Origin of the sequence: Brevundimonas kwangchunensis (assembly GCF_039523815.1) — a bacterium.
GTDB lineage: Bacteria > Pseudomonadota > Alphaproteobacteria > Caulobacterales > Caulobacteraceae > Brevundimonas > Brevundimonas kwangchunensis.
In genome coordinates this window covers 542,267-556,055 of sequence record NZ_BAAAGA010000001.1, presented here as the reverse complement: position 1 = coordinate 556,055, position 13,789 = coordinate 542,267, and the positions used below count along the sequence as shown (strand labels likewise).

Genomic DNA, 13,789 nt, shown 5'->3' with positions numbered 1-13,789 from the left:
CGCGATGGACGCCGGCGGACTGATGGGCCTCGACCAGCGCGCCCGCGACATCTTCCGCCGCATCGTCGAGAGCTATCTGCAGACCGGGGAGCCGGTCGGCTCGCGGACCCTGTCGATGTCGGGCGTGTCGCTGTCGCCGGCCTCGATCCGCAACACCATGCAGGACCTGACGCTGGCCGGCCTGCTGGCCTCGCCGCACACCTCGGCCGGGCGCATCCCGACCCACGCCGGCCTGCGCCTGTTCGTCGACGGCCTTCTGGAGATCGGCGACCTCGGCGCGGAGGAGCGGCGCGAGATCGACGCCCGTCTCGCCGGGCGCGGCCGCAAGTTCGACGAGGCCCTGAACGAAGCCTCCGCCCTGCTGTCCGGCCTCGCCGGCGGCGCGGGCATCGTCGCCAGCCCTGTGCGCGAGGCGGGGGTCAAGCACGTCGAGTTCGTGGCTCTGGGCCACGATCAGGCGCTCGCGGTGCTCGTCGCCGACGACGGCACGGTCGAGAACCGCCTCATGCCGCTGAAGGCCGGTGTCACGCCCTCGACCCTGCAGGAGGCGTCAAACTTCCTGAACGCCCGCCTGCGCGGCCGTCCGCTGCACGAGGCGCGCACCGAGATGCGGACCGAACTGGACGCCGCACGCCGCGAGCTGGATTCCGCCGCCGCGCGCCTCGTCGAGGATGGACTGGCCGCCTGGTCCGGCGGGCCTGATCGCGACCGTGCCCTGATCGTGCGCGGTCGCGCCAACCTCCTGCAGGATGCCGGCGCGATGGAGGATCTGGAGCGGGTCCGCGTCCTGTTCGACGATCTGGAGCAGAAGGAACAGCTGATCGGCCTGCTGGACGGCGTCTCCTCGGCTCAGGGCGTGCGCATCTTCATCGGCGCGGAAACACGTCTGTTTTCACTTTCGGGTTCCGCCGTGATCGCGGCGCCCTATATGAGCGGCCGACAACGGGTTCTGGGCGCCATCGGCGTGATCGGACCCGCGAGACTGAACTACGCCCGTGTCATTCCGTTGGTGGACTATACCGCCCGGGTGCTGGGCCGGATGCTGGACGGACAAGACACGTGAACGACACGCCTGAGCACGATCAAGAAACCGAACTCGACGCCGACATCGGCGAGACCGAAGGCTTCGAAACCGAAGGCGACGACCTCGGCCCCATCGACGCCCTGATCGCCGAGCGCGACCAGTGGAAGGACCGCGCCCTGCGCGCCGTCGCCGAGGCCGAGAACACCAAGCGTCGCGCCGAAACGCAGAACAACGACGCGCGCGCCTACGCCATCCAGAAATTCGCCCGCGACCTGCTGGGCGTAGCCGACAACCTCGAGCGCGCGCTTCAGGCCGCGCCCAAGGACGCCGACGCCGGCGAGGCTGGTCTGGTGACCGGTCTGGAGCTGACGCAGAAGTCGCTGCTGCAGGCCTTCGAAACCAACAACCTCAAGCGCGTCGCGCCGGAGCCGGGCGAGGCCTTCGACCCGAACCTGCATCAGGCGATGATGGAGCAGCCGTCCGAGACGGTGCAGGGCGGTCAGGTCATCCAGACCCTGCAGGCCGGCTACGCCCTGTTCGGCCGCGTCGTGCGCCCGGCCATGGTCGTGGTCGCCGCGCGCGGCTCGGGCGCCGCTGCCGGCAATGCGGCCTATGCCGCCCCCGCACAGGCCGGTGGGAACTTCGACGGCAAGGCTTGAGGTAGTGGCTAGTGGTTAGTGGATTAGCTCGCGTCGCCGTACCCGCACGCTCGTTCGCCAATCACCAATCACTAGCCACTAAACACCCCTACCCCTTCACCCGCGCGTCGAAGAAGGCCAGCAGGCGGCGCCAGCCGTCTGCGGCGTCGGCCGCGCGGTAGCTGTCGCGATAGTCGGCGTGGAAGCCGTGCGGGGCGTCGTCGTAGACGATGATGTCGCTGCCGGTCTGGCCCGCGCGGGTCAGTGCCTGTTTCATCGCCTCGACGCTGGGCAGGGGGATGCCGCGGTCGGCCTCACCATAGAGACCCAGCACCGGGCATTTCAGATTGTCGGCCAGATCGACGGGCCACGGCTGGCCGGCCGAGACCGCGGCCGGCTGGGCGTCCGCCGCCGGGGCCAGACGGCCGTACCAGGCTACACCGGCGTCCAGCACGGCGAAGCGGGCGCAGGCCTGCCAAACGACCTTGCCGCCCCAGCACCAGCCGGTGATGCCGACCTTGTCGCCATTGGCCCAGAGTTGCTGGCTGGCCCAGTCCAGCGTCGCCGAGACGTCGCCCATCACCTGCTCGTAGCCGGCCGCGGCTACGATCTGCTGGATGCGCTGCATGTCGCTGAGCGGCGCCGGGTCCTCGACCCGGTTGAAGAAGGCCGGGGCGATGGCCGCATAGCCGGCCTTGGCCAGTCGGCGGCAGCAGTCGCGGATGTATTCGTGCACGCCGAAGATCTCGGACACGACGATCACCACCGGGAAGGGCCCGTCGCCGGCCGGGCGGGCCACATAGGCCGGCAGGTCGAAGCCGTCCGGGGCCGGGTAGGTCACCTCCCCGGTCGTCAGCCCGTCCGCCGGAGTGGTCACCGGCGCGGCCTGTGCTGCGAGGGCGGCGGGCGCATAGCCGGCGATGAACAGCCCGCCCACGGCGCCGACGCCCAGACTGCGGCGGCTCAGTTTCAGGTCGTCGGATTGCGGACCTTCGGGGCGGATCAGCGTCGTCATCGGCGGGCTCCTGTCTGGCTTGGCCGGACAGTGGCGGGGGCGCCCTTCAGCGTCGAGTCACGATTGCCGTGAAGTCGGCAGGGCCTTTCGCAGCGTCAGATTGATCCGCCCGCCGCCGGGGATCAGGCCCGAAGAGCCGGGCAGCAGCCGGTCGATCCCGTGCCGCGCCAGCCGCGCCGGCCCGGTCAGGGCGCAGACATCGCCCGAGGCCAGTTTCAGCGACCGCGTTGCGCCCCCCGCCGCCGCGCCCACGCGAAACACCGCCGTGTCACCGAGCGATACCGACAGAACCGGCGCGGTCAGGTCCGCCTCGTCCCGATCCTGATGCAGACCCATCTTCGCGTTCTCGCGGTACAGATTGACCAGACAGGCGTCCGGCGGCTCCGGCCAGCCGGTCAGGTCGCGCCACAGGTCCAGCAACGTCGGCGGGATCGGCGGCCAAGGCTGATCCGTTTCGGGGTGCGTCGGCTGATAGCGGTAGCCCGCCCGATCGGACACCCAGCCGACCGGCCCGAGGTTGCTCATCCGTACCGAGAACGGCCGTCCACCGGGCGTGACCGGTTGATAGAAGGGCGCGTCCTCGACCGCCGCCAGCACCTCGGCGACCAATGCCTTCTGCACCGTCGCGTCCAGCGCGCCGGGCCAGTAGCGAAAGCCTTCCAGTCCGGTGTCGATCTCGCGCGGCATGCTCATCAAACCCCGGTAGGCCGGGCCAAAGGGAATGTTAAGCGCCCTGTGCGAGAACGCCCGCATGGATCGTCGCGCGCTTCTGGGCCTCGCCCCCGTTCTGACCGTCGCCGCAGCCGCGGCCGCCACGCCTGCCGCTGCGGGTGGCGGCGGAGGCGGGGGTGGCGGCAACCAGCAGAGCTATCTGCGTCTGCCCACCATCACGGCCAACGTGCGTCGCCCCGGCGGCGGCACGGGCGTGATGACGGTCGAGACCGGCGTGGACACTCCGGACGCCGCCCTGCGCACTCGCGTCGCCCAGTCCGCCCCGCGCCTTCGCGCAGCCTACAATACGGTGCTCCAGCAAGCTGCCGCCCAGATGCTGCCGGGCGCTCCGCCGGACCTCGAACGTCTCGTCGCCCAGCTTCAGGCCGCCACCAACCAGGCCGTCGGCCGCCCGGGCGCCCGCCTGCTCATCGGCACGGTGATGGTGATCTAGTCCTTCGTCGGATCGACCTGCGACGCATCCCCGTAGGTCAGCGCCAGGAAGACGTCTTCCAGATCCGGGTCCTCGGTCGAGATGTCGGCGATGGTCACGCCGGCCGCGCGCACGGCCGCCAGCACCTGCTCCACCGACGACTGTCCCTTCTTGTAGCTGATGGCGAAGGCGCCGTTCGGGCGTCCCACGACCTCGAAGCCCTTCACTGTCGGCAGGCCGTCCAGCTCGCCCTCCGGCGTCACCACGACATTGCGCGTATCCAGCCGGCGCAACAGCTGCGGCGTCGGCTCGCAGGCCACGACCTGACCGCGGTTGACGATGGCGATGGTGTCGCAGAGCTCCTGCGCTTCCTCGAGATAGTGGGTGGTCAGCAGGATGGTCACGCCCTCGGCGTTGATCTTGCGGACGTACTCCCACAGCTGGCGGCGCAGCTCGACGTCCACGCCGGCTGTCGGCTCGTCGAGGATCAGGATCGGCGGATTGTGCACCAGCGCCTTGGCCACCATCAGGCGGCGCTTCATCCCGCCGGACAGGGCGCGGACATAGGCATTGGCCTTGTCGGACAGGCCCAGCGCGGCCAGCAGTTCGTCCGAGCGCCGCTCGTTCTTCGGCACGCCATAAAAGCCGGCCTGAACCTCCAGCGCCTCGCGCGGGGTGAAGAAGACATCGGCCACGATCTCCTGTGGCACCACGCCCAGCGCCGCGGCGGCGTCGCGCGGCTGTTTGTCGATGTCCCGGCCCCAGATCGTCACCGTCCCGGCGCTCTTGTTCACGATGCCGGACAGGATGTTGATCAGCGTCGACTTGCCCGCGCCGTTCGGCCCCAGCAGGCCGAACATCGAGCCGCGCGGGATGACCAGATCGACCCCGCGCAGGGCTGTCTTGGGCGCGGCCTTCTTGGTGCCGGCATAGGTCTTTTCCAGGCCGCGGACCTCGATGGCGTTGTCGGGCAGGGCGATGGTCTCGGTCATTCAGGCGCTTTCGGGTTTCGAGCGGCTCCGTTTGACGGTAAGGAGCGCGCGCGCATACCTATGTGCGCCCGACCCAATCGCCAAGCCAGAGCCTGCCGAATGCCCACGCGCCCCGCCGATGCGATCATCCCCCCGCCGGAAAAGATCGTGGTCACGTCAAAGCGCGTGTCTTGCGACGGCGGCGGCGGCGCCCTCGGCCACCCGCTGGTCTATATGGACATGGGCGAGGACGACCACGTCGAGTGCGGCTACTGCGACCGCGAGTTCGTGCTGGGCAAGCTGAAGAAGAACGAAAGCCCCTACCACGACCCGGCGGCCCGCCCGCCCGAGGCGCACTAGGCCCGGGGCCGCACGCGGATCAGGCGGCGGGAGCCCCGCCGCCGGCCGCGATCCATGCGTCCACCTGATCCTCCAGCACGTCCAGCGGGACCGAACCGGAGCCCAGGACGACCGCGTGGAAGTCGCGGATGTTGAAACGGTCGCCCAGCGCCGTCCGCGCCCGCTCACGCAGTTCCATGATCTTCAGCTCGCCGATCTTGTAGCTGGTCGCCTGACCCGGGTTTGTGATGTAGCGCTCGACTTCCTTGACGATGTCGCGCTCGCTCAGCAGCGAGTTTGCGCGGAAGTATTCGATCGCCTGCTCGCGGGTCCAGCGTTTGGCGTGCAGGCCGGTGTCGGTCACCAGACGCACCGCGCGCCACAGCTCGGTCGAGAGACGGCCGAAGTCCGAATACGGGTCCTGATAGAAACCCATCTCCTTGCCCAGCCGCTCGGCGTACAGACCCCAGCCCTCGGCATAGGCGCCGTAGCCGCCGAACCGGCGGAAGGACGGCAGCCCCTGCATCTCCTGCGCATAGGCGATCTGGAAGTGATGGCCCGGCGCGCCCTCGTGATAGCTGATGCCCTCGATCTGGGGTTTCAGCACCTGGGTCATGTCCGACAGGTTGACGTAGTAGATGCCCGGCCGTGATCCGTCCGGCGCCGGGGCGTTGTAGAAGGCGATGGAGGCGGTCGCCTCGCGCCATGCCTCGACGGCCCGGACCTCCAGCGCCGCTTCGGGCAGATCGCTGAACCACTGCGGCGCGGCCGCCATCACCTGGGCGATGAAGGCGCGGGCGTCGGTCAGATACTGCTCCTTGCCCTCCGGTGTGTTCGGATACTGGAAGCGCGGATCGGTCTTCAGCAGGGTGAACATCTCCTGCAGCGAGCCCTCGAAGCCCACCTGATCCATGATGGCCTGCATCTCGCCGTGGACGCGCTCGACCTCCTGCAGACCGATCTGGTGGATCTGGTCGGCGGTCAGTTCGGTCGTGGTCGAGAGCTGGAGGCGGGCGTTGTAGTAGGCCTCGCCCTCCGGCAGCCGCCACACGCCGCCGTCGCGATCCGGCATGGTCGCCGCCTGTTGCTGCACCTCGGCCAGGGCCGTCAGCACGGTCTCGTAGCCGCGCTTCCATTCGCCGGTCAGGGCCGCGCGGCCGTCGGCCAGCAGCCGGTCCTTCGTGGCCTGATCGGTCTCCAGCGCGCCGATCTTGCGCTGGAAGTCGGCCCAGACCGGGTTGTCGGCGGCGTCGTCGAAGGGCGCGCCGGTGATGATGTTGCGGGTGTTGGCGATCGAGGGCTCGAACACGAAGTTCGGGGAGATGACGCCCGCCGCCGCCCGCTGGCGCAGCTCGTCCGCGATCTGGCCCATGACCCGTTCCGAGGCGCGGATGCGGGACACATAGGCCTCGGCGTCGCTGACGCTGCCGACCCGGTGGTTGTTGATCAGGAAGACCGGCAGGCTGGTGGTCGGATTGCCGTTGGCCGCGAACTGGAAACCCCAGTCCCGCCAGCGGTTCGACAGCCGCGCCTGCTGCACGCCGTATTCGAACAGCCGCATCGACATCCGGCTATCGGCGCTGACGGTCGCCGGATCGAACTGCGCCTGCATCTGGGCCAGCTGACTTTCGGCGAGCGCCAGAGACCGGTCGGCCGCCGCGTCGGTGGCGTCGTCCAGCTTGTCGTAGTCGGTCTTGAGGCCCAGCGAGGTCATCGTCTGCGGCGACAGTGCGATCCGCGCCTGCCACGCCTGTTCGAAGAAGGCCGCCAGCCGCGCATCCTCGGTCTGGATCGACATGTCCGGAGCCGGCGCGGTCTGGGCCAAGGCCGCCGAGGGTGCGCCGGTCAGCAGGGCGGCGACACAGGCGGTGGAGATCAACAGACGACGCATGGGCAACCCTCCGGAAAACGAGGGCGCGACCTTCACCGCTCGAACGGCATGGCGCAAGCCGCTTGCGGGAAACAACCATCAGCGCTGCACGACGCCTGCATCACCCCTGCGGTGGCGGCGGGCACAAGGTCGGCCACGTCCTCAGCCGGAAGTCGCCATGATCGATCCAGCCATCCCCCAGCTCCGCGGCGCCTGGTCGCCCTTGGTCGCCTTCATCGCAGCGGTCGCGGCCGCGATCGGTGTCACGGTGCTGGAGTTGGCCGTCCTCGCGAATGCCTGGACGCTCGATGGCCTTGATGTGATCGTGGCTCTGCTCACGACCCTTATCGGTCTGCCCGCTGCGGTGATAGGTCTGCCGCTATGGGCCGTCCTGCACATCCGGGGTTGCCGCAGCATCGGCCACGCGCTGTTCGCGGGCATGGCGATATCCGGGGGTGGCGTCATGGCCATCGGCCTTCTGCCCTTCCTCGCGGTCCTGCCGGTCAGCCTTCTAACGTCCGGAGTCGATCTGCTCCCCACGCTCGCCAGCGAGGTGTCGAAGCTGGGCGTCCTGTTCGCGTTCGGCGTCCTGCCCGGCGCGGCGGGCGGCGCCGTCTTCCAGCTGATCGCCTACCGGACGCGGTTCTAGAACTGCTTCCAGCTGTCGCCTTCGTTGCGTTCGCCCGGATCGACGTTCTGCTGCCCCCAGGAGACGATCATCAGCACCTTGTGGCTGCGGATGCGGAACTCGCCCGTCATCGGCAGGACGGCGCCCAGCGGGGCCCCGGTGCGCGGCTCGTAGAGGAAGCCCGAGAACTCGGCCACGCCGATCCGGTCGCGGCGGCTGTAGATCGACAGTTCCGGGATCGAGACCACGTTCAACGTTTCGTTGATCGGCACCCGCATGTCCGGCAGGCCGACGACCCGGCGCATCTGCTCCAGCGACAGCGCCCCGGCGCGCACCTCCAGCACCGCATCGGCCTCGGCCCTGGTCGGCACGACCGCATAGCCGGCTTCAGACAGGGCGCCGCGGATGGCGCTGATGGCGTAGGGGGCGTTGTCGACGCGGAAATACAGCTCGTCCACGAAGACGCGCGAGCCCGCCGGGATCGGCAGGGTCAGGCCCTCGACGGCGCGGTCGGCGGCGCGCGCGATCAGCAACTGCTCGGTCGCGGTGCGGGCCGGGTTGGTCTCGGTGGTCGAGGCGCAGGCGGTCAGCGCAATCAGCGCCGCCGTCGACAGGAGGGGGCGGGCCTTCAAGATCACCAGCTTCCCGTGTTCGGCATCGAGGCCCAGGGCTCGGCCGGGGCCAGCGGGGCGCCTTCCTGAAGCAACTCGATCGAGATCCCGTCCGGCGATCGGACAAAGGCCATGTTGCCGTCGCGCGGCGGGCGATTGATCGTCACCCCGCCGTCCATCAGGCGCTGGCAGGCGGCGTAGATGTCGTCCACGCGATAGGCCAGGTGGCCGAAGTTGCGGCCGCCCGTATAGACCTCGGGGTCCCAGTTGTACGTCAGCTCGACTTCCGGCGACCGTTCGGCGGCGGAGCGTTCCTTGTCCTTCGGCGCGGCCAGGAAGATCAGGGTGAAGCGGCCCGCCTCGTTCTCGGTGCGGCGCACCTCCTCCAGTCCGAGCAGGTCGCACCAGAAGCGCAACGAGGCGTCGATGTCCGTCACGCGGACCATGGTGTGCAGATAGCGCATGGGTTTCCGGGCCTTGGGGGGAAGAGGAACGGCGCGGGCCTTATAGCGGCCGATCGCCGCGAGCGCGACTCAACCGGTGTTTCGTCGTGCGCGTTGTCGCGGGGGCTGCTAGAGGCGTTCGATCGCGTTTCGGAATTCCAATGCTTCGCAAGCTCTACGACTGGGTCTTCTCCCTGGCCCGCAGCAAGCACGCCACGCCGGCCATGGCCGTGGTGTCCTTCACCGAAAGCTCCTTCTTCCCGATCCCGCCCGACGTCATGCTGGGGCCGATGGTCCTCGCCCGTCCGGACCGGGCCTACTACTACGCCACTGTCTGCACGGTAGCCTCGGTTCTGGGCGCCATCCTCGGCTATGCGATCGGCTATTTCCTGACGGATGTCGGGATGATGATCCTGACCTGGCTGGGAAAGGCCGACACCTTCGAGGCGTCGAAGGCCCTGTTCCAGCAGCACGGCGCCTGGGTGATCCTGATCAAGGGTCTGACCCCCATCCCGTTCAAGCTGATCACGATCGCCTCGGGCATCTTCCAGTTCAACTTCGCCCTCTTCCTCGCCCTGTGCGCCCTGACCCGCGCCGGTCGTTTCTTCCTCGTCGCCTTCGTGCTGAAGACCTGGGGGCCGGTCGTGCTGGAGATGGTCGAGAAACGTCTGGCCCTGTGGACCTTCATCGGCCTCGGCGTCCTTCTCGCCGCCTTCCTCGCGGTCCGGTTCATCTGATCGGCCCCCTCCGTCTCGCCGGCTGCGCCGTCGAGCCCCCTCCCCACTGCGTGGAGAGGTGAGCGTGTGCCTTCCCCCACCTTTCCACCGAAGGTGGGGAGGGGGACCATGCGAAGCATGGTGGAGGGATAGCGCCAGACGCACGCCCCTTGAGCGAAGGGTCTTACCCCCACGCTCGAGCCCGGCTATGAACGTCGTCCGATGAGAGGCCTGTACAGACTCCTGACGCGGTGGTGGACCGCCTTCGCCCTTCTGGCCTCGCTGGCCATGCTGGGCGCCGCGCATGCGTTCGAACGCTTCGCCGGCCTGAACCCCTGCAACCTCTGCCTCAAGCAGCGCGAGGTCTACTGGGGGGCCGCCGCCATCGCCCTGATCGCCACCGTCTGGCATCTGATCAGCCGCGGCAGCCGGGGCACGCCGCGCATCGCCGCATTCCTGCTGGCCGTGGTCTTCGCGACCGGCGCCGTCACCGCCGTCTTCCACATGGGTGGCGAGCTGAAATGGTGGGCGCTGCCGGCCACCTGCTCGGGCGGCGGATCGGTCGATCTGGAAAGCCTGACCTCCCTGGCCCTCGGCAGCGGCCCGGTCACGCGCATCGCCATGTGCGACGCGGTGACGTGGAGCTTCCTGGGCCTCAGCATGGCAGGGTGGAACGCCCTGATCTCGGCCGCGCTTGCCGTGTTCAGCCTGCTCGCCGCCAAGAGGCCCAAGGATGCCCGCGCACCACGCATCTGACACCGACGCCCGCCGCATCCCCCTGCCGCGTCCCGGCCGGGGCGCCAGCAAGCGCCGCCGCGACGAGATACTGCGCGTCGACCACGCGGGCGAGTACGCCGCCGTCCACATCTACCGCGCCCAGCGCGCTGTGTTCGAGGGTCGCGCCGGCAAGGAGGCCATCGCCGCCGACATGGAGGAGATGCGCGGTCAGGAGCAGGTCCATCTGGATCGCTTCCAGGCCCTTCTGAAGGCCGAGAACGTCCGCCCGACGGTGATGACCCCGCTGTGGCGCGTCGCCGCCCTGGCGCTCGGCGCCGGCACGGCCCTGATCAGCGAGAAGGCCGCCCACGCCTGCACTGAGGCCGTCGAGAGCGTGATCGAGGAGCACTACGCCGACCAGATCGCCGAGATGCAGGATCAGGACCCGGCCCTCGCCGCCGAACTGACCCGCTTCCGCGAGGAGGAGCTGGCGCACCACGACCACGCCATCGAGCACGGCAGCCGCGACGCCCCGGCCTATGAACTGCTCAGCGCCGTCATCAAGGCCGGCTGCCGGGTGGCCATCAAGGTCAGCGAGAAGATCTAGTTCGCGACATCGAACGCCAGCAGCAGCGTCCGCTGCGGGGCGTTGTTGTTGTCGTCCGACAGGATATAGAGGCGCGTCGTCGCGCCGTTTCGCACCGCCGCGATCCCTTCGAAATTGTCCGTCGTGCCCGGCAGTTTCAACTCGACCAGCACGGGGCCGAGCGAGCCGTCTGCCGCCATCCGGCGGACCTGGGCGCGGGCGTCCAGCGGCGGGGCGAAGCTGCGCTGGACGATGAAGTAGCCGCCGTGCGCCTCGTCCCGGTCCATGCCGGTGGTGCGATACTCGCCGTCCGTCGCCGGCGTATCGGGCGCGGGCGTTACGACCGTGCAGGCGCGCGGCGTGCAGTCCCAGACCCCGCCGTTCTCGGCCGAGACGCGCCAGCCGTCGCGGATACCCGTCGAGATGCCTTCCATCCCGTCGTTCAACGGGAAGTCGAAGTCCGGATGCCGGGCGACCGTCGGCCGCGCGCTCGGCTCCCGGACGTCGCCATAGTTCCAGATGCGGTGCCTGCGTTCGAAGCTGACCAGAAGGTCGCCGTCGCGGGTGATCAGCAGCCCCTCGGCGTCGCCATCCACCTTGTCCACGATCGGCGATCCGTCAGCCAGGGTCAGTCGCCGGTACATCAGCTCCGCCACGCCGGTCAGCCGGCCGGCCTCGTCCCGCACCAGCACGCCCCGCACCAGATCGCCCGCGTCGCTGACGCTGACGAACTCCGGACCGGAGATGATCTTGAAGTCCGACAGGCTGTGCAGCGGCGAGTCGTCCGCCAGCACCAGCTCGATTCCGCCCGCGAACGTCACGCCCTCGGCCAGTCGCGCGCCGCCGGGCAGGCCCAGCCCCACCGACCGCACGCCGGCCTCGGCCGGAATCCAGCCCGAGGCGGGAGACTGGATCGTCGGGACCGGCGAAACGCTGGCGCAGGCCGCCAGCGTCATCGCGGCGAGGGCGGGAAGCAGGCGGCGCAGCGTCGTCATGCGGCTTTCCTCGACCGGCGCGTCGGCGCCTCTTCCTTCGCCTCGAACAGCTCGGCCAGCTTCTCGATCATCACGCCGCCCAGCTGTTCCACGTCCACGATGGTCACCGCGCGGCGGTACCAGCGGGTCACGTCGTGGCCGATGCCGATGGCCAGTAGCTCGACCGGCGACTTCGTCTCGATCTGCTCGATCACCTGCCGCAGATGCTTGTCCAGATAGAGGGCCGCATTGGCCGACTGGGTCGAATCGTCGACCGGCGAGCCGTCCGAGATCACCATCAGGATCTGCCGCTGCTCGGGCCGGGCCATCAGCCGGTCGTGCGCCCACAACAGGGCCTCGCCGTCGATGTTTTCCTTCAGCAGTCCCTCGCGCATCATCAGGCCGAGGTTCTTCTTGGCCCGCCGCCACGGCGCGTCGGCCGCCTTGTAGATGATGTGGCGCAGGTCGTTCAGACGGCCCGGCGTCGGCGGCTTGCCGGCGCTGATCCAGGCCTCGCGCGCCTGTCCGCCCTTCCACGCCCGGGTGGTGAAGCCCAGGATCTCGACCTTCACGCCGCAGCGCTCCAGCGTCCGCGCCAGAATGTCGGCGCAGACCGCCGCCACCATGATCGGCCGCCCGCGCATCGAGCCGGAGTTGTCCAGCAGCAGGGTCACGACCGTGTCCCGGAACGGGCTCTCGCTCTCGGCCTTGAAGCTCAGCGGAGAGGTCGGATCCGTGATGATCCGGGTCAGACGGGCGGTGTCCAGCACGCCTTCTTCCAGATCGAAATGCCAGCTGCGGTTCTGCTGGGCCATCAGCCGGCGTTGCAGCTTGTTGGCCAGGCGCGCCACGACCGAGGACAGCGCCGTCAGCTGCTGGTCCAGCAGGCTGCGCAGACGATCCAGCTCGTTCGGATCGCACAGGTCGGCGGCGTCCACCACCTCGTCGAAGGCTGTTGTGAAGACGCGATAGGCGTCGATCTTTCGACCGTCGTCCATGGTCTGCTGACGGTTGGGCAGGGCGCCTTCGTTCAGCTCGGGGCCGTCGTCCGAGGCCTCGCCGTCCGGGTCGGCCGGCGCGCCGTCGGGTCGCGCGTCGCGCTCGTCGCCGGCCGTCTGGTCGTCGGCCGAGCCGTCCATCGACTGGCCCTCGCCGCCGCCTGCGTCGTCCTCTTCCTGATCCTCGGGATCGGCCGCGTCCGGGTCCTGCGGGTCCGGCGCCTCGTCTCCGGCATCTTCCGACGTGTCGTCGCCGCGCCCGTCGCCCGGATCGAGGTCCAGCGCCCGCAGCACGTCCTTCACCCGCTCGGCGAAGGCGGCCTGGTCGTCGGCGACGGCGGCAAGCGCATCGAGTTTGGCGCCCGCCTTGTTCTCGATTTCGGTGCGGACCAGATCCAGCATGGCGCCGGCGCCGTCCGGCGAGCGCTTGCCCGTCAGCCGCTCGCGCACCAGCAGCCCCACGGCCTCGGCCGCCGGCACCCGCTCGGCGTCGGTGACGCGCAGCGCGCCCGTCTTCTCCAGCCGGGTCAGCAGGGCGGCGTCCATATTGGCGCGCACGCCCGCGAGCGACCGGGAACCCACGGCCTCGATCCGCGCCTGCTCCATCGCCTCGAAGGCCTCGGCCGCGCGGGTGTCCTGCGGCCGAAGCCGGGCGTTCAGTCCTTCGTCGTGATTGGCCAGCCGCAGCGCCAGCCGGTCCGCCTGCCCGCGCAGTGACGCGCTCTCCGGTCCCGAGGTGTCGCGCGGCGGATGCGGCAGGGTCAGCACGCCGTTGGACAGCTTCGGCCCGTCCGAGCCGAAATTCACCTCCAGCTCCGACTGCTCGGCCAGCGCCCGCGCCGCATGGGCGAGCGCGCGCTTGAACAGATCGGCAGGGGTCTCGGCGGCGGCCATGGGGTCAGTTAGCGTGTCGCGGGGCGAGGGTGAAGGCCAGAATCCGTTTCCTTCTCCCCTCGCGGGAGAAGGTGCCCCGCAGGGGCGGATGAGGGGGGCTGGTGGCTGACGGTCACCCCTCATCCGACCTCGCTGCGCTCGGCCACCTCCTCCCGCAAGGGGAGAAGGCTCCGGACATCAATCCATCAACTGCTGCGCCAGATACACATAGTGTCTCGCCC

Annotated in this window: 16 protein-coding genes; 8 read left to right on the top strand and 8 right to left on the bottom strand. The window is 69.5% G+C overall.

The annotated features are described in order from the left end of the window. Positions 1-4: 4 nt before the first annotated feature. Together hrcA and grpE are read left to right on the top strand one after the other, a co-directional pair. On the top strand, positions 5-1,063 hold the full coding sequence (hrcA, locus tag ABDZ95_RS02675) for a heat-inducible transcriptional repressor HrcA (protein ID WP_343791220.1): 1,059 nt from the start codon (positions 5-7) through the stop codon (positions 1,061-1,063). Continuing rightward, on the top strand, positions 1,060-1,683 hold the full coding sequence (gene grpE, locus ABDZ95_RS02670; RefSeq protein ID WP_343789957.1) for a nucleotide exchange factor GrpE: 624 nt from the start codon (positions 1,060-1,062) through the stop codon (positions 1,681-1,683). Before hrcA ends, grpE begins: the two co-directional genes overlap by 4 nt. A gap of 88 nt (positions 1,684-1,771) precedes the next feature. Here the strand turns inward: grpE and ABDZ95_RS02665 are convergent, their stop codons facing one another. Further along, on the bottom strand, positions 1,772-2,677 hold the full coding sequence (locus tag ABDZ95_RS02665) for a dienelactone hydrolase family protein (RefSeq protein ID WP_343789954.1): 906 nt from the start codon (positions 2,675-2,677) through the stop codon (positions 1,772-1,774). Positions 2,678-2,734: 57 nt separating this feature from the next. Next, positions 2,735-3,370 carry an alpha-ketoglutarate-dependent dioxygenase AlkB gene (locus ABDZ95_RS02660; protein ID WP_425542935.1) on the bottom strand — a complete coding sequence of 212 codons (636 nt, stop codon included), beginning with the start codon at positions 3,368-3,370 and terminating at the stop codon, positions 2,735-2,737. 28 nt (positions 3,371-3,398) lie between these two features. Here ABDZ95_RS02660 and ABDZ95_RS02655 point away from each other — a divergent pair, with 28 nt between their 5' ends. After that, positions 3,399-3,842: a Tat pathway signal protein gene (locus ABDZ95_RS02655; protein ID WP_343789951.1), complete on the top strand. Its 444-nt coding sequence runs from the start codon at positions 3,399-3,401 to the stop codon at positions 3,840-3,842. On the opposite strand, the gene ABDZ95_RS02650 is transcribed toward ABDZ95_RS02655, so the two are convergent. Then, positions 3,839-4,813 (bottom strand): ABC transporter ATP-binding protein, encoded by a 975-nt coding sequence (locus ABDZ95_RS02650; protein WP_343789948.1) that lies wholly within the window; start codon positions 4,811-4,813, stop codon positions 3,839-3,841. The genes ABDZ95_RS02655 and ABDZ95_RS02650 overlap by 4 nt on opposite strands. 99 nt (positions 4,814-4,912) lie before the next feature. Between ABDZ95_RS02650 and ABDZ95_RS02645 the strand changes: the two genes are divergently transcribed. Then, entirely contained in the window at positions 4,913-5,152 is a 240-nt protein-coding gene (locus ABDZ95_RS02645; RefSeq protein ID WP_343789945.1) for a zinc-finger domain-containing protein, read from the top strand. Between the two features lie 19 nt (positions 5,153-5,171). On the opposite strand, the gene ABDZ95_RS02640 is transcribed toward ABDZ95_RS02645, so the two are convergent. Next, complete coding sequence (locus ABDZ95_RS02640; RefSeq protein WP_343789942.1) at positions 5,172-7,022, bottom strand: DUF885 domain-containing protein; 1,851 nt, start codon at positions 7,020-7,022, stop codon at positions 5,172-5,174. 157 nt (positions 7,023-7,179) lie between these two features. Here ABDZ95_RS02640 and ABDZ95_RS02635 point away from each other — a divergent pair, with 157 nt between their 5' ends. Further along, positions 7,180-7,650: a hypothetical protein gene (locus ABDZ95_RS02635; protein WP_343789939.1), complete on the top strand. Its 471-nt coding sequence runs from the start codon at positions 7,180-7,182 to the stop codon at positions 7,648-7,650. Here ABDZ95_RS02635 and ABDZ95_RS02630 read toward each other — a convergent pair. Continuing rightward, positions 7,647-8,261: a DUF6655 family protein gene (locus ABDZ95_RS02630; RefSeq protein WP_425542934.1), complete on the bottom strand. Its 615-nt coding sequence runs from the start codon at positions 8,259-8,261 to the stop codon at positions 7,647-7,649. The two genes, ABDZ95_RS02635 and ABDZ95_RS02630, sit on opposite strands and share 4 nt — an antisense overlap. A gap of 2 nt (positions 8,262-8,263) precedes the next feature. After that, positions 8,264-8,704: a VOC family protein gene (locus tag ABDZ95_RS02625; RefSeq protein ID WP_343789934.1), complete on the bottom strand. Its 441-nt coding sequence runs from the start codon at positions 8,702-8,704 to the stop codon at positions 8,264-8,266. Between the two features lie 140 nt (positions 8,705-8,844). Between ABDZ95_RS02625 and ABDZ95_RS02620 the strand changes: the two genes are divergently transcribed. From ABDZ95_RS02620 to ABDZ95_RS02610, 3 genes are all read left to right on the top strand, one after another. Further along, on the top strand, positions 8,845-9,420 hold the full coding sequence (locus ABDZ95_RS02620) for a YqaA family protein (protein WP_343789931.1): 576 nt from the start codon (positions 8,845-8,847) through the stop codon (positions 9,418-9,420). 201 nt (positions 9,421-9,621) lie between these two features. Further along, positions 9,622-10,155, top strand: coding sequence for a disulfide bond formation protein B (locus ABDZ95_RS02615; RefSeq protein ID WP_343789928.1), 534 nt, complete (start codon positions 9,622-9,624; stop codon positions 10,153-10,155). Further along, positions 10,133-10,723: a demethoxyubiquinone hydroxylase family protein gene (locus ABDZ95_RS02610; RefSeq protein WP_343789925.1), complete on the top strand. Its 591-nt coding sequence runs from the start codon at positions 10,133-10,135 to the stop codon at positions 10,721-10,723. The genes ABDZ95_RS02615 and ABDZ95_RS02610 overlap by 23 nt, the downstream gene beginning before the upstream one ends. Here ABDZ95_RS02610 and ABDZ95_RS02605 read toward each other — a convergent pair. Together ABDZ95_RS02605 and cobT are read right to left on the bottom strand one after the other, a co-directional pair. Further along, positions 10,720-11,697 carry an esterase-like activity of phytase family protein gene (locus ABDZ95_RS02605; protein ID WP_343789922.1) on the bottom strand — a complete coding sequence of 326 codons (978 nt, stop codon included), beginning with the start codon at positions 11,695-11,697 and terminating at the stop codon, positions 10,720-10,722. The genes ABDZ95_RS02610 and ABDZ95_RS02605 overlap by 4 nt on opposite strands. After that, the gene (cobT, locus tag ABDZ95_RS02600) at positions 11,694-13,568 is read right to left on the bottom strand and encodes a cobaltochelatase subunit CobT (RefSeq protein WP_343789919.1); all 1,875 of its coding nucleotides are present in this window, start codon (positions 13,566-13,568) and stop codon (positions 11,694-11,696) included. The genes ABDZ95_RS02605 and cobT overlap by 4 nt, the downstream gene beginning before the upstream one ends. Between the last annotated feature and the right edge of the window lie 221 nt (positions 13,569-13,789).

Bases quoted from the DNA above. Each gene is read 5' to 3' on its own strand.
- ABDZ95_RS02625 (WP_343789934.1), bottom strand. From the start codon at position 8,704: ATGCGCTATCTGCACACCATGGTCCGCGTGACGGACATCGACGCCTCG.
- ABDZ95_RS02655 (WP_343789951.1), top strand. From the start codon at position 3,399: ATGTTAAGCGCCCTGTGCGAGAACGCCCGCATGGATCGTCGCGCGCTT.
- ABDZ95_RS02665 (WP_343789954.1), bottom strand. From the start codon at position 2,677: ATGACGACGCTGATCCGCCCCGAAGGTCCGCAATCCGACGACCTGAAA.
- ABDZ95_RS02650 (WP_343789948.1), bottom strand. From the start codon at position 4,813: ATGACCGAGACCATCGCCCTGCCCGACAACGCCATCGAGGTCCGCGGC.
- ABDZ95_RS02660 (WP_425542935.1), bottom strand. From the start codon at position 3,370: ATGAGCATGCCGCGCGAGATCGACACCGGACTGGAAGGCTTTCGCTAC.
- ABDZ95_RS02615 (WP_343789928.1), top strand. From the start codon at position 9,622: ATGAGAGGCCTGTACAGACTCCTGACGCGGTGGTGGACCGCCTTCGCC.
- ABDZ95_RS02605 (WP_343789922.1), bottom strand. From the start codon at position 11,697: ATGACGACGCTGCGCCGCCTGCTTCCCGCCCTCGCCGCGATGACGCTG.
- hrcA (WP_343791220.1), top strand. From the start codon at position 5: ATGGACGCCGGCGGACTGATGGGCCTCGACCAGCGCGCCCGCGACATC.
- ABDZ95_RS02640 (WP_343789942.1), bottom strand. From the start codon at position 7,022: ATGCGTCGTCTGTTGATCTCCACCGCCTGTGTCGCCGCCCTGCTGACC.
- ABDZ95_RS02620 (WP_343789931.1), top strand. From the start codon at position 8,845: ATGCTTCGCAAGCTCTACGACTGGGTCTTCTCCCTGGCCCGCAGCAAG.
- cobT (WP_343789919.1), bottom strand. From the start codon at position 13,568: ATGGCCGCCGCCGAGACCCCTGCCGATCTGTTCAAGCGCGCGCTCGCC.
- ABDZ95_RS02635 (WP_343789939.1), top strand. From the start codon at position 7,180: ATGATCGATCCAGCCATCCCCCAGCTCCGCGGCGCCTGGTCGCCCTTG.
- ABDZ95_RS02610 (WP_343789925.1), top strand. From the start codon at position 10,133: ATGCCCGCGCACCACGCATCTGACACCGACGCCCGCCGCATCCCCCTG.
- ABDZ95_RS02645 (WP_343789945.1), top strand. From the start codon at position 4,913: ATGCCCACGCGCCCCGCCGATGCGATCATCCCCCCGCCGGAAAAGATC.